The organism is Intestinimonas sp. UBA1698 (assembly GCF_002320075.1).
GTDB classification, from domain to species: Bacteria; Bacillota; Clostridia; order Oscillospirales; family Oscillospiraceae; genus Intestinimonas; species Intestinimonas massiliensis.
Map to the genome: position 1 here is coordinate 608 of NZ_DCJO01000030.1, position 13,174 is coordinate 13,781.

13 protein-coding genes are annotated in these 13,174 nt (G+C 62.5%); 10 read left to right on the forward strand and 3 right to left on the reverse strand.

Features of this window, described 5'->3' with window-relative positions; translation table 11 throughout:
• Positions 1 to 1,024, forward strand: a 1,024-nt coding sequence (gene tuf / locus B3H64_RS05785) for an elongation factor Tu (RefSeq protein ID WP_286733684.1), incomplete at its 5' end; no start/stop codon positions are given.
• 82 nt (positions 1,025 to 1,106) lie between these two features.
• Complete coding sequence (locus B3H64_RS05790; RefSeq protein ID WP_286733688.1) at positions 1,107 to 1,955, forward strand: mechanosensitive ion channel family protein; 849 nt, start codon at positions 1,107 to 1,109, stop codon at positions 1,953 to 1,955.
• Positions 1,956 to 1,990: 35 nt separating this feature from the next.
• Here B3H64_RS05790 and B3H64_RS05795 read toward each other — a convergent pair whose 3' ends face one another.
• Positions 1,991 to 2,473: a DUF4830 domain-containing protein gene (locus tag B3H64_RS05795; RefSeq protein ID WP_286733690.1), complete on the reverse strand. Its 483-nt coding sequence runs from the start codon at positions 2,471 to 2,473 to the stop codon at positions 1,991 to 1,993.
• A gap of 97 nt (positions 2,474 to 2,570) precedes the next feature.
• Here B3H64_RS05795 and B3H64_RS05800 point away from each other — a divergent pair, with 97 nt between their 5' ends.
• The 6 genes from B3H64_RS05800 to B3H64_RS05825 all read left to right on the forward strand — a co-directional run bounded on the left by B3H64_RS05800 (position 2,571) and on the right by B3H64_RS05825 (position 8,811).
• Complete coding sequence (locus tag B3H64_RS05800) at positions 2,571 to 3,278, forward strand: pseudouridine synthase (protein ID WP_256319180.1); 708 nt, start codon at positions 2,571 to 2,573, stop codon at positions 3,276 to 3,278.
• A 169-nt stretch (positions 3,279 to 3,447) separates the two neighbouring features.
• The gene (locus tag B3H64_RS05805) at positions 3,448 to 4,539 is read left to right on the forward strand and encodes a PucR family transcriptional regulator (RefSeq protein ID WP_050618016.1); all 1,092 of its coding nucleotides are present in this window, start codon (positions 3,448 to 3,450) and stop codon (positions 4,537 to 4,539) included.
• Positions 4,540 to 4,688: 149 nt separating this feature from the next.
• Complete coding sequence (gene ftsE, locus B3H64_RS05810; protein ID WP_050618017.1) at positions 4,689 to 5,378, forward strand: cell division ATP-binding protein FtsE; 690 nt, start codon at positions 4,689 to 4,691, stop codon at positions 5,376 to 5,378.
• A complete protein-coding gene (ftsX, locus tag B3H64_RS05815; RefSeq protein ID WP_050618018.1) occupies positions 5,365 to 6,261 on the forward strand; it encodes a permease-like cell division protein FtsX in 897 nt (298 codons plus the stop codon). Before ftsE ends, ftsX begins: the two co-directional genes overlap by 14 nt.
• 51 nt (positions 6,262 to 6,312) lie before the next feature.
• Positions 6,313 to 7,575, forward strand: a complete 1,263-nt coding sequence (locus B3H64_RS05820; RefSeq protein ID WP_094762397.1) for a murein hydrolase activator EnvC family protein — start codon at positions 6,313 to 6,315, stop codon at positions 7,573 to 7,575.
• Between the two features lie 72 nt (positions 7,576 to 7,647).
• Positions 7,648 to 8,811 (forward strand): S41 family peptidase, encoded by a 1,164-nt coding sequence (locus B3H64_RS05825; protein ID WP_286733701.1) that lies wholly within the window; start codon positions 7,648 to 7,650, stop codon positions 8,809 to 8,811.
• Positions 8,812 to 8,851: 40 nt separating this feature from the next.
• On the opposite strand, the gene B3H64_RS05830 is transcribed toward B3H64_RS05825, so the two are convergent.
• Complete coding sequence (locus B3H64_RS05830) at positions 8,852 to 9,988, reverse strand: YibE/F family protein (RefSeq protein WP_238074993.1); 1,137 nt, start codon at positions 9,986 to 9,988, stop codon at positions 8,852 to 8,854.
• Between the two features lie 91 nt (positions 9,989 to 10,079).
• On the reverse strand, positions 10,080 to 11,624 hold the full coding sequence (locus B3H64_RS05835; protein ID WP_050618020.1) for an alkaline phosphatase: 1,545 nt from the start codon (positions 11,622 to 11,624) through the stop codon (positions 10,080 to 10,082).
• A 201-nt stretch (positions 11,625 to 11,825) separates the two neighbouring features.
• On the opposite strand from B3H64_RS05835, the gene B3H64_RS05840 reads away from it, so the two are divergent.
• Positions 11,826 to 12,527: a hypothetical protein gene (locus B3H64_RS05840; RefSeq protein ID WP_050618021.1), complete on the forward strand. Its 702-nt coding sequence runs from the start codon at positions 11,826 to 11,828 to the stop codon at positions 12,525 to 12,527.
• 151 nt (positions 12,528 to 12,678) lie between these two features.
• A complete protein-coding gene (gene greA, locus B3H64_RS05845) occupies positions 12,679 to 13,155 on the forward strand; it encodes a transcription elongation factor GreA (protein WP_050618022.1) in 477 nt (158 codons plus the stop codon).
• Positions 13,156 to 13,174 lie beyond the last annotated feature (19 nt).

Genomic DNA, 13,174 nt, shown 5'->3' on the forward strand with positions numbered 1-13,174 from the left:
CATCACCATCAACACCGCTCACGTGGAGTATCAGACCGACGCCCGTCACTATGCCCACGTTGACTGCCCGGGCCACGCCGACTATATCAAGAACATGATCACCGGCGCTGCTCAGATGGACGGCGCCATCCTGGTGATTGCTGCCTCCGACGGCCCCATGGCCCAGACCCGTGAGCACATCCTGCTGGCCCGTCAGGTGGGCGTGCCCGCTATCGTGGTGTTCCTGAATAAGTGCGACCAGCTCGACGATCCCGAGCTGCTGGAGCTGGTGGAGATGGAAGTCCGCGAGCTTCTGAGCAAGTACGAATTCCCCGGCGACGATATCCCCATCATCAAGGGCTCCGCCCTCAACGCCCTGATCAGCGAGTCCACCGACGTGAACGCTCCCGAGTATGCCTGCATCAAGGAGCTGATGGACGCCGTTGACAGCTATATCCCCACCCCCGACCGTAAGGCCGACCAGCCCTTCCTGATGCCCGTCGAGGACGTGTTCACCATCTCCGGCCGCGGCACCGTGGCCACCGGCCGTGTGGAGCGCGGCCAGCTGAAGGCCGGCGAGACCGTCGAGATCGTGGGCCTCACTGACGAGAAGAAGTCCACCGTCGTCACCTCCATGGAGATGTTCCGCAAGACTCTGGATTACGTCGAGGCCGGCGACAACGTGGGCTGCCTGCTGCGCGGCGTGGCCAAGACCGACATCGAGCGCGGCCAGGTGCTGTCCAAGCCCGGCTCCATCCATCCCCACACCAAGTTCAAGGGCCAGGTCTACGTCCTGTCCAAGGACGAGGGCGGCCGGCATACCCCCTTCTTCAATAACTATCGCCCCCAGTTCTACTTCCGTACCACCGACGTGACCGGCGTCATCTCCCTGCCCGAGGGCGTTGAGATGTGCATGCCCGGCGATAACGTCGACATGGACGTGGAGCTGATCACCCCCATCGCCATCGAGAAAGGCCTGCGTTTCGCCATCCGTGAGGGCGGCCGTACCGTGGGTTCCGGCGTCGTCATCGAGATTAACGAGTAAGTAAGCTGCTCAAAAACGCCCGCCGCTTTTGCGGCGGGCGTTTTTTAACCGGCGGTGGAACACAAAAGAGAGGAGCATGGCGATGCCTGAAACAATCACGGATTTGGAGACCGCAGCTCCGGAGATCGCGGAGACCTTCGGCAGCGTTATGGAGGGCTTTACGCTGAGCAAGGCCCTGTATACGGCGCTTTTGCTGATGGCCTGTATTGTGATGGTCAAGGTCCTGCTGCGGCTGCTGGAGCGGACCATCCTGCGGTTGAAGGTGGAGCGGAGCCTCCACACCTTTATCCGGTCCACGGCGAAGATCCTCCTGTGGTTTATCACGATTCTGATCGTGGGAGACTACATCGGACTTCCGGTCAGCGCCCTGCTGGGTGTGCTGGGGGTGGCCGGCCTGGCCCTGTCCCTGGCACTTCAGGGGACGCTGTCCAATCTGGCGGGCGGCATCATGGTACTGATCTCCAAGCCCTTTGCCGTAGGGGACTTCGTGGAGGCCGGCGGCCTGTCCGGCACGGTGTCCGACATCGGCCTGGTCTATACCAAGCTGACGACCATCGACAACAAGATCATCTATGTGCCCAACGGGGAGATCTCCGGCGAAAAGATCGTCAATTACAACGGCCAGACCCAGCGCCGGGTGGACCTGAAATTCGACATCTCCTATGACAGCGATCCGGAAAAGGCCAAGCAGGTCATCCAAGAGGTGGTGGGGGCCCATCCTAAGGCGCTGTTCACTCCGGTGCCCTTTGCGCGGGTCTCCGCCTACAATGAGAGCAGCGTCAGTGTCACGGTGCGGGTATGGTGCGCCACAGAGGACTACTGGGACCTGTACTTCGATCTGCTGGAGCAGATCCGTGTGTCCTTTGACCGGAACGGGATCGAACTGACCTACAACCACCTCAATGTGCATATCGTGGACACAGGCCGATAAAAGGGGCGGCGCTCAGATGAGCGCCGCCCCCGGCTTTATTCCGGCATGGACAGCCCGTGGATGAAGCCGTCCAACTGGCTGGAGAGCACCTCACCCCCTACCACCGTGTTTTTGTAGACCAGGATGCCCACCCGGACGCCGGTCTCCCCCGTGGGATAGTTGGTGATCTCATAGGTATAGCGCTTGACCCGCTTGCCCTGGTACTTGGTCAGATCAAAGCCCTGTTCCGACTGGAGCGCCAGGTACTGGTCGTAGGTCTCGTCGAACTCGTCGGGGATCAGCAGCTCCTCCACGGCGATGGGGTCGGCGGACACCTGCCAGCCGTAGCTCTCCAGATAGGCCACCCGGTCCTCGTTGGTTTTGATGCCCTTGGGGCTGGCCGGAGTGGTGGAGACCGCGTCCACCCCCCGGGCGGACAGAGCTCCTCCAACCAGGGCCGCGGCTCCGCAGAGCACCACCAGGGCCACGGCGCCTGCCAGCAGCCTGCCCCGGTGCAGCTTGGCGGTCCAAATAAACACAGTGCAACGCTCCTCTCGTTTTATATCGTGATAATTTCTATGTGCAAGCCGGACCGGATATGATAAAATAGGCGAAAAAGGACAAGGGGAGGACGGCATGGACCGACTGGATAAGATACTGGCCGGCACCGGACGCTGGTCCCGCCGGGAGGTCAAGGGCCTGGTACGGGCGGGGCGGGTGACGGTCAACGGGGCCGTGGCAGGGAGCCCGGAGCAGAAGTATGACCGCCTGGGCCTGGATTTGCGGGTGGATGGAGCGCCCATTGGAGCGGAAAAGTTTGTCTATCTGATGCTCCATAAGCCGGGGGGTGTTCTCTCCGCCACCGAGGACCCGAAGCAGTCCACCGTGGTGGACCTGCTGCCGGAATATCTGCGGCGGGTGGGGCTCTTCCCTGTGGGCCGGCTGGACAAGGATACCGAGGGGCTGCTGCTGCTCACCAACGACGGCCCGCTGGGCCACCGGCTGCTGGCGCCGGGCCGGCATGTGGACAAGGTGTACTTCGTCCGGGTGGAGGGGACGCTGACCGCGGAGGACGCCGCCGCCTTTGCAGCGGGTATGACCCTGGGCGACGGTCTGCGCTGTATGCCCGCCGGCTTGGAGCGCCTGCCGGAGCCGGACACCGCCCTGGTGACCCTGCGGGAGGGCAAGTACCACCAGATCAAGCGGATGCTCGCCTGTCGGGGAAAGCCGGTGCGCTACCTCAAGCGGCTGTCCATGGGCCCGCTGCGGCTGGACGAGGACCTGGGACCGGGGGAGTGGCGGGAGCTGACCGCGGAGGAGATTCAGGCCTTGACGAGCGCTTGAAGGGGGGGCCGGGCGGCTGAATGGTCCGGCGCTGAGAGGGGCGGAACTTTGTTTCGGCATTTTCAACAAAAAAATACGAATACCCTATTGAAAAGGGAGAAAAAACTCGGTATAATAGAATTCGTGATTGAATGTTATGGCGCCTAGGCGCCGAGGAGGAGGCAGAACGATGTCCAGCAGGATTTTTCAGAGCGTTGTGCTCCAGATGAAGGACAGCACAGACCGGGCCGTGGGCGTCATCGACTCGGAGGGCACCGTGGTCGCCTGCAACGAGCTCACCTGTATCGGGGAAAAGTGGGCCGGGGCGGTGGAAGTCATCAACGGCTCCGATGCAGAGACGGTGAAGTATTCCGGCAATACCTTCAAGCCCCTGGCGGGCTGGAGCTCCCAGTTCGACTACGCCGCCTTTGCGCGGGGGGAGGACGAGCTGGCGCAGATGGTGTGTGCCATGGCGGCGGTGGCCCTCAACGGCGCCAAGGCCTACTACGAGGAAAAGCACGATAAGGCCACCTTTGTCAAAAATATTATCTCGGACAACATCCTGCTGGGCGATATCTACGTCCGTGCCAAAGAGCTGCACTTTGTGTCCGAGGTCCCCCGCGCCGTGTTCCTGGTCCGCCAGGTGGGCAGCACCGATATGGCGGCCATGGACGTGGTGCAGAGCCTGTTCCCGGACAAGCAGGTGGATTTTGTCCTCTCCACCAGCGAGACCGACATCACCCTCATCAAGCAGCTCCCCGACGGCACCGACGGCAAGGAGATCTACAAGATCGCCAAGCAGGTGGAGGAGGCCCTGGAGGGCGAGCTCAACCTGAAGGTGGTCATCGGCATCGGCACCGTGGTGGGCCACATCCGGGAACTGGCCCGGGCCTATAAGGAGGCCCAGGTGGCCATCGAGGTGGGCAAGGTGTTTGACACCGAGAAGTCCATCATCAATTATGAGAACCTGGGCATCGGCCGTCTCATCTACCAGCTTCCCACCACCCTGTGTGAGATGTTCCTCCAGGAGGTCTTTAAGAAGAACCCCATCGACTCCCTGGACCAGGAGACCCTGTTCACCATCAACAAGTTCTTCGAGAACAACCTGAACGTCTCCGAGACCGCCCGGAAGCTTTTCGTCCACCGCAACACTCTGGTCTACCGCCTGGAGAAGATCAAGAAGCTCACCGGGCTGGATTTGCGGGAGTTCGACGACGCCATCACCTTCAAGGTGGCCCTGATGGTCAAGAAGTATCTGGTCTCCCGCGGCATCGAATCCTGAATCCTGTGACACGCTGCCGTCTCTGGGGCGCCGGTTTACCGGCGTCCCTTATGGCGATTTATGGAAAGCGCCCGCCAGACCTTGACAGATCCTGCCGAACCGGGTAAAATGTCCCTACAAGAACTTCTGCAAATGCAAAAGAGGTAGCTATGATACGGCTCATTGACATACAAAAGACCTATGACAACGGCACCCGGGCTCTGAAAGGCGTCTCCATGCGCATTGACGACGGGGAGTTCGTCTTTTTGGTGGGGCCTTCCGGCTCCGGCAAGTCCACCATCATCAAGCTCATCACCGGGGAGATCGCCCCCAGCGAGGGGCGGCTGATGGTGAACGGCTACAATATGAACACCATCCGTCCCAAGCAGGTGCCCGGTATGCGCCGGACCCTGGGGGTCATTTTTCAGGACTTCCGGCTCATTGAGAAGAAAACGGTGGAGGAGAACCTCACCTTCGTCATGCGGGTGGTGGGGGCCTCACCCCGGGAGATCAAGAAGCGCATCCCGTACGTGCTGCAGCTTGTGGGGCTGGACCACAAGGGGGACCGGCTCCCCTCGGAGCTCTCCGGCGGCGAGCAGCAGCGCGTGGCCATCGCCCGGGCGCTGGTGAACAACCCCAGCGTCATCATCGCCGACGAGCCCACCGGCAATCTCGATCCCCAGCGGTCCCTGGAGATCATGATGCTGTTGGAGAAGATCAACGAGCTGGGCACCACCATGCTGGTGGTCACCCACGAGAAGGAACTGGTCAACCGCTTTGCCAAGCGGGTGGTGGCCATCGAGAGCGGCCGGGTCATCAGCGACGGAATGGGTGGGTACTACAACAATGAGACAGTTTAACATGGGTTATCACCTGCGGGAGGGATTCCGCAGCATCTTTACCCACGGCCTCATGTCCTTTGCCGCCGTGTGTATGATTCTGGCCTGCCTCATCATCATGGGCTCCTTCTCCCTGGTGGCCATCAATATCGACAATACCCTGGGCCGGTATGAGGCGGAGAACGAATTCATCGCCTACATAGACGAGACCCTTGCCGAGGACGAGGCCCGGGCGCTCCAGAGCAAGCTGGAGGCCATCCCCAACGTGTCCTCCGTCACTTTTATGACAGCAGGGGAGGCGCTGGAGCGCTACACCGAGCGCTATACCGACAGCGAGACCCGGGAGCTCTTCGACGGCATGGACGACTCGGTGCTCCGCCACCGCTACCGCATCCATGTGGACGACCTGGAGCAGATGGGGGAGACGGTCCGCCAGGTGGAGGCCGTCTCCGGCGTGGCCAAGGTCCAGTGGGAGCAGGCCATCTCAGACGGCTTTGTGGCCCTGCGCAACGTGGCCAGCGCCGTGGCCTTCATTCTCATCGCCATGCTGCTGGTCATCTCCCTGTTCATCATCGCCAACACCATCAAACTGGCCACCTTCCACCGGCGGGAGGAGATCGCCATCATGAAGATGTGCGGCGCCACCAACTGGTTTGTCCGCTGGCCCTTTATCTTTGAGGGCATGCTGCTGGGCCTGATGGGGGCCATCCTGGCCTTTTTCCTCCAGTGGGGGCTCTACACCATCATCGTGCAGGCCATCGACGGTTTCGGCGGGCTCCAGCTCGTGGCCATCATTCCCTTCCAGACCTTGTGGACCCGCGTGGCGGGGGCCTTCGCGGTCACCGGACTGGTCATCGGAGCCGGCGGTTCTCTGCTGGCCATCCGCAAATTCCTGCAGGTTTAAAAAATTCCCAAACCAATTCCGCCGCCTGTACATCCGAAAAGGAGGATCGCCGTGGCAAATCCCAAGCAGAACCGGCAAAAAAAGCCCCGCAAGGACTGGCGCAGGGTTGTGGTGGCCGCGCTAGCGGCTTTCCTGGCCCTGATGATGCTCCTGCCCATGTTCACCATGGTGCTGGAGGCCGCCCAGGCGGCCGACACCTCTGAGCTGGAGCAGCAGATCAGGGAATACCAGAAGCAGCAGGCTGACCTGGCCGCCCAAATCAAGGACCTGGACCGGCAGCTCAAATCCATCGCCGGGGACAAGGCCCAGGCCCTGGAGCAGAAACGCCTGCTGGACCGGCAGATTTCCGCCAAGGTCCAGGAGATTCAGAGCACCGAGTCCATCATTGCCCAGTACGACGCCCTCATTGCGGATGAGCAGGCCAAGCTGGAGGACACCCAGGCCAAGGAAGAAATCCAGTACGAGCTGTTCTGCAAGCGGGTGCGGGCCATGGAGGAGGCGGGAACGGTCTCCTACTGGTCCATCCTTTTTGACTCGGCCGACTTCGCCGACCTGCTGGACCGGGCCACCTTTGTCAGTGAGATTATGGAGGCCGACAACAAGATCATGGACGATCTGGCCGCCCTGCGCAAGAGCATCGAGGCGCAGAAGGCCGAGCTGGAGACCAGCCGGGCCGACCAGCAGACCCAGCGGGACGCGCTGGTGGCACAGAAGAAGGAGCTGGATGCCAAGGAGGCGGACGCCGCCGCACTGGTCCAGAAGATTCAGAGCCAGGAGTCGGAGTACCAGTCCAGCCGGGACGCCCTGAAGCGGGAAGAGGAAGAAGTCGAAGCCCAGATCATCAAAAAGCAGAAGGAGATCCAGGCCAAGATCGCCGCGGGGCAGATCAGCTTCGACCCGGGCACCGGCTGGCAGTGGCCGGTCCCCGGACGCTATAAGATCACCTCCACCTTCGGCCCCCGCATCCACCCCATTACCGGCCTGCCGGGCAACCACACCGGCACCGACGTCGCCGCGCCCAAGGGCACGGCCATCCTCGCCGCCCGGGGCGGTGTGGTGACCATCTCCACCTACAACAACTCCTATGGCAACTATGTGGTGGTCCAGCATGACAACGGCATCGCCACCCTGTACGCCCATATGAGCTCCCGCGCCGTCAGCGAGGGCCAGATCGTCACTCAGGGCCAGACGTTAGGGTATGTGGGCTCCACCGGCAGCTCTACCGGCAACCATCTGCATCTGGAGTTCCGGGTCAACGGCAAGCGCCAGGATGCGCTGAACTACTACCCCAACCTCAGCTTTACCTACAGTTAAAGAAGTTCGGTCAGGGGGCGGGGAATTTTCCCCGCCCCCTGTTTTCTTGTCGATAGAAAGGAAGCCTGCTCCATGAAAACGAAACGCTTTTCCGGCTGGTCCCTCCTGGTGACCGCCCTCCTGTCCCTGCTGCTCACCCTGGCGCTGGCCTTTGGGGCCCTGTGGGCGCTCATCGGACCGGAGGGCCTCAGCATGGCCGAGGCCATGGTGCTCATCAACGCCCGGTTCGTGGGGGACCATGACATCGGGAAGGCAGCCGACGCCGCCATGGACGGGCTCATCACCGGCCTGGGGGACCGCTGGTCCTATTACGTGGACGCGAAGGGCTATGAAAACCTGAAAAACAGCAAGGACAACGCCTATGTGGGCATCGGCGTCACCGTGTCCTACCCGGAGGGGGAGGAGGGGCTGTATGTGGAAGCGGTGGCCGAGAACGGGCCTGCGGCGGCGGCCGGCCTCCGGCCCGGGGACACCATCCTGGCCGTGGGGGAGGTCCGCCTGGCCGGCGAAGACCGGAGCCGGGGCACGGAGCTCATCCAGGGAGAGGCCGGGACCCAGGTGGAACTGCTGCTCCGGGGGGGCGGCGGGGAGGAACGGACGGTGTCCGTCACCCGGGGCCGGGTGGAGGAGCACCCGGTGAGCTATGCGCTCCTGGCGGACGGCACCGGGCTCATTACCATCCAAAACTTCAACAGCCGCTGTGCCGACGAGGCCATCGCTGCGGTGGACGACCTGCGGGAGCAGGGGGCGGAACGGCTGGTATTCGACGTGCGCAACAATGGCGGCGGCTTTTTGGACGAGCTGACCAGGTTGCTGGACTACCTGCTGCCCGAGGGCCCCATCTTCCGCAGCCAGACCAAGGCCGGGCGGGAGACGGTGGTGAGCTCCGACGCCGGCTGCGTGGAGATGCCCATGGCGGTGCTGGTCAACGAGAACACCTACAGCGCCGCCGAGCTCTTTGCCGCCGAGCTCCAGGAGTGGGACTGGGGCGAGGTGGTGGGGGTACAGACCTTCGGCAAGGGCTTCTCCCAGCAGACCTTCCCCCTCCTCAACGGAGGCGCGGTCAATCTCTCTACCGCCAAGTATTTCACCGGCCAGGGCAACTGCCTCATCGGGGTGGGGCTCACCCCGGACCGGGTGGTGGAGCTGGATGAGGAACAGGCGGCGAAGCTGCGGGCTCGCATTCTGGACCCGGCGGAGGACCCACAGCTCCAGGCGGCCATCGCAGCCGCTTAGGGGTCCTATAAGGCGGCGGATCGTATGGTCCGCCGCCTTTTCACGCCCGGCCCCGGGTGAGAAGAAAGCCGCTGGTGAGGGCGGTGAAGGGGGCCACCGTTACCAGGCCGAAGGAGCCCACAATGGTGTCGATGATTTCGGCGGCCACATATTTGTAGTTGAGGATGTTCCACACAGGGGTGCCCTGGGCCATAAAGACCATCAGCAGGGCCACATAGCCGCCGGAGTAGGCCAGCAGCAGGGTGGTAGTCATGGTGCCCATGGCGGCCCGGCCCACATTTAGACCGGAGGCGGTGGCCTCCCGCCAGCCAATGCCCGGCTTTTTTGCCACCACCTCCCGTACCGCCGAGGTGATGTCTACGCTCAGATCCATCACCGCCCCGGAGGAGCCTACAAAAATGGAGGCCATAAAGATCTGAGTCAGGTCCAGGCCTTGGTATCCGGCGTAGAGCAGGCTCTCTGAGCCGGACATGACGGCGCCGTGGATCTGGAAGAGATCGGTGCAGACCGCCCCCAGCAGGCAGGTTACCAGCACGCCCAGGGCGGCCCCGGAGACGGCAGCGGCCGCCCGCCGGTCGAAGCCATAGACCAGAGAGAGAATGAGCACCGTCAGCACCAGCGTAACGGCCAGCCCGACGAGGATGGGATTGTAACCCTTGAGGTAGAGGGGGATGAGCACCTTCCACAGCATCAGAATGGTGAGCATAAAGGAGGCAATGGCCCGCAGACCGGTCTTGCCCGCGAAGAGAATGAGCAGCAGGGCGAAGGCGGCGGCCAGGGCGGACTCCTTGTCCAGCCGGTAGTGGTCGGTCATGGTGACGGTCAGGATCTCGTCCCCCCGGTAGCTGATGACCACCAGGGCCCGGTCACCGGGGGCAAAGATCTTGTCCTGTTCCAGCGAGCCGTTGAGCAGGTTGTGGCCCTGGACGGTCCGGCCCCGAAATTTGCCGCCCAGCAGCTCCAGGGTGCACACCTGCTCGCCGGAGCGGACCAGACCGGTGTCGAGGATGGCGCTGTCGTCGGTGGAGAGTACCCGTGCGGCGCAGCGGTCGGCCCCCTGATAGATGAGGGCCCCTTCAAACCCGGTGGGCAGGGCCAGCAGCAGGGCGATGAGGACCAGGCAGACAACTACCGGGGCGTAATAGCGCAGACGCTCCTGATTGTGCAGCAGGGACATATCGGTGGCGTTCCTTTCCTGTGAAATGGGGCAAAGGCTGCGGCCAAACGCCGCAGCCTTTGCCGTAAGGAGTGGAGAGAGGGGGTCAATTTTATTTTACACCAAGCAGGCCGGCCAGCTTGTGGTAGACCTGGGTGTTGTCGTAGAAGCCCTCAAACAGGTCCTGGCCGCTGCCCTGGGCAAAGACGGCCACGGGCAGGCCGGTGTGGGCGTAGGAGGCGAAATTGACGCCGGATTTGTTGTTGAGGATGTGGGTGATGGTGACGCTCAGGGGCTCATAGCTACCGTAGAGGACGTACTCAGCCTGATTGGCGGGGTCGGCGTCGGCCCGGCCGGCGTCCATGGTGGCCTCGTAGGCGGCCTTCAGCTTGTCCAGCTCATATGCGGTGAGGACCAAGGTGTCGTCCTCCGCGCCCTCGGTCTTGAGACCAAAGAGGGCGGTTACGTCCTTCATTACCTCGTCGAAGGAGGTGTTGTTCTCCTTGTACTTGGCCACGTAGTCGCTGTCGAACTTGGCGTAGGAGATCTTCTGGTGTTCCAGATTGGTGAGGAAGGTATCGTAGTCGGTGCCGGCGTAGCCGATGGTCAGACCGCCGGTCTCGTGGTCGCCGGTGACCAGAATGAGGGTCTCGTCGGGGTGTTGCTGGGCAAAGGCCACGGCCTCGTCCACGGCGTCGGACAGGGCGATGGTGTCGGCAATGGTGGAGCCGGCGTCGTTGGCGTGGCAGGCCCAGTCGATCTTGCCGCCCTCTACCATCAGGAAGAAGCCGGTGTCGTTGTCCAGGACCTCAATGCCCTTCTTGACGTAGTCGGAGAGGGCCCAGTTGCCGTCGGCCCGGTCGTTTTCGTAGGCAAAGGCATCGGAATCAGCCAGATGCTCGTCAATGATGAGGACCTTGCCGTCGGCGGAGGTGACGGCCTCGGCCTCCGCCTGGGTCATGACCACCTTGTAGCCGGCGTCGGCAGCCAGGTCGTAGAGGCTGGTCTTGTCCTTGTCGGGGCCGGTGGGCTTCAGCAGGCCGCCGCCGGCAAAATACTCGAAATTGGAGGCCACCAGCTCCTGGCCGATCTCGTAGTAGTTGGAGCGCTTGGCCTGATGGGCGTAAAAGGCGGCGGGGGTGGCGTGGTTCAGGTTGACGGAGGAGATGACGCCAACCTTCCAGCCGAGCTGCGCGTGGAGCTTTTCGGAGATGGTCTCATAGGACACGGTGGCGGTCTCGTCCATATTGATGGTGCCGGAATAGGTCTTATAGCCGGTGGAGAGGGAGGTGGCGGTGGAGGCGGAGTCGGGACAGAAGGAGCTGGAGTCATAGGTGACGGCAGAACCGGCCACGGGGAAATTCATGAAGGTAAGGGGCACATTGCCGTCTAGAATGTCATCACTGCCGGTGTCGGCCAGAGCGCCCAGATAGTCGGAGGCGGCCTGGAACTGAGGGTAGCTCATGCCGTCGCCGATGAACAGAAAGACATACTTGGGGATCTTGGCTTCTTGGGTCTGGACACTGGCCAGGGGGGAGACGGCGGGTACGGCCGGCGGCTGGCTCTGCGGAGCCGAGGCGTTGGCGCTGCAGGCGGCCAGGGTCCCGGTGAGGGACAGGGCGGCCAGCGTGAGGGACAGGGAACGCTTGAAATTCATGCTTCTTTCCTCCAAAATCCAAAATCAGATGCACGCTGCGGTTCATTCTACAGGCTTTATCTTAAAAGAATGGAACAAAAGACGCTACCAGTCCCGGGTAAAAAACCGTCAAATCCCGGTGAAGGCAGGAAAAGAACGTGTAAAACGCCGTCCGGTCTCATATTCTGCCTGGAAGCGCATATCCTCTTTCGAGGTGAGACCATGTTTGGACGGATCTGTTGTCTGGAAAAGCGGGGCTGGCGGGTGCGCCTGGTCCGGGAGGAGATACTGGGATTGACTTTGCTGCGGGCGGAGGTGCCCGCGCCGGTCCGGCCCCGGCGCCTGAAAAAAGCGGCCAGGCTGCTGGCCGGGCAGGGGATACGGCGGGTGGTGGCGCCGCCGGGATTCGGGGACTGGCCCCTGCTGCGCTCGCAGGGCCTGGAGCCGGTGGAGACCGCCGGGCTGTGCCAGGCCATGGGGGCCAGACTGGCACAGGCAGCCCTGCGGGAGCGGGGGCTTCGGGCCTCGGAGTCCACCGTGGCGCTGCGCGCCCAGCGGGTCACCCGGGCCCTGCGCCTGACTGCCCTGGAGCTGTGCCCGGTGGTGCGCCGGGTGGTGGTTACCGCGCCGGGGGGCGGCGACGCCCTGCGCGCCGAACTGCGCCGGGAGTTCGGCGTCCCCGCCGTGGAGGAGAGCCGGAGCCTGCGCCCGGACGTGGCCCTCCACTTCGGAGAGGCCGGCGGCGGCGGACAGACGGTGTTCCGGCTCTATGGGGCCGAGCCGGACCTGGCCGGTTTTATGCTGACTCCGGCGGGGCAGGAGCTCCCGGCGGACTGCGACCGGCTGCCCATACTGGCCGTGCTGTGGGAAACGGGGCGTCTGAGCTGCGAACGGCTGGATGTGATTTCCTGTTCTGGGACTTGACAGACCGGCTCAAACTACATATAATACTGGATAATGCAAAATAGACGGGATCTATACCTTTATATAATAGAAGATAAGACAGCCCTTGCAGAGAGCCATTTAGATGGCTCCTTCTTTATTCCAGTTGAGAAACAGAAAGGATGCAGCGGTCATGGCAAAGGAATATAAACTCAGCGCAGAGCGTTTAAAGGAGCTCCAGGACGAGCTCACTTACCTCAAGACCGTCCGCGAAAAAGAGGTAGCCGACCAGATCAAGGAGGCCCGCTCCTTCGGCGATCTGAGCGAGAACAGCGAATATGACGAGGCCAAAAACGAACAGGGTAAGCTCTACTCCCGGATTGCCGAGGTGGAGGAGATTCTGGCCAACTGTGTGGTGATCGAGGAGGACGAGAACGACCACAACGCCGTCCGTCTGGGCTCCAGGATCACCGTGCTGGACTTGGAGTTTGACGAGCAGGAGACCTATGAGGTGGTGGGTTCCCAGGAGGCCGACCCGATGAACGGCCGTATTTCGGAGGACTCCCCCTTTGGTCGGGCCCTGCTGGGCAAAGAGGTGGGGGAAGAGGTCCTGGTGGAGGCCCCCGCCGGTAACCTGCACTATAAGGTGCTGGACATTCAAAAGGCGTAAAAGGCCCGGCTCTGCCGGG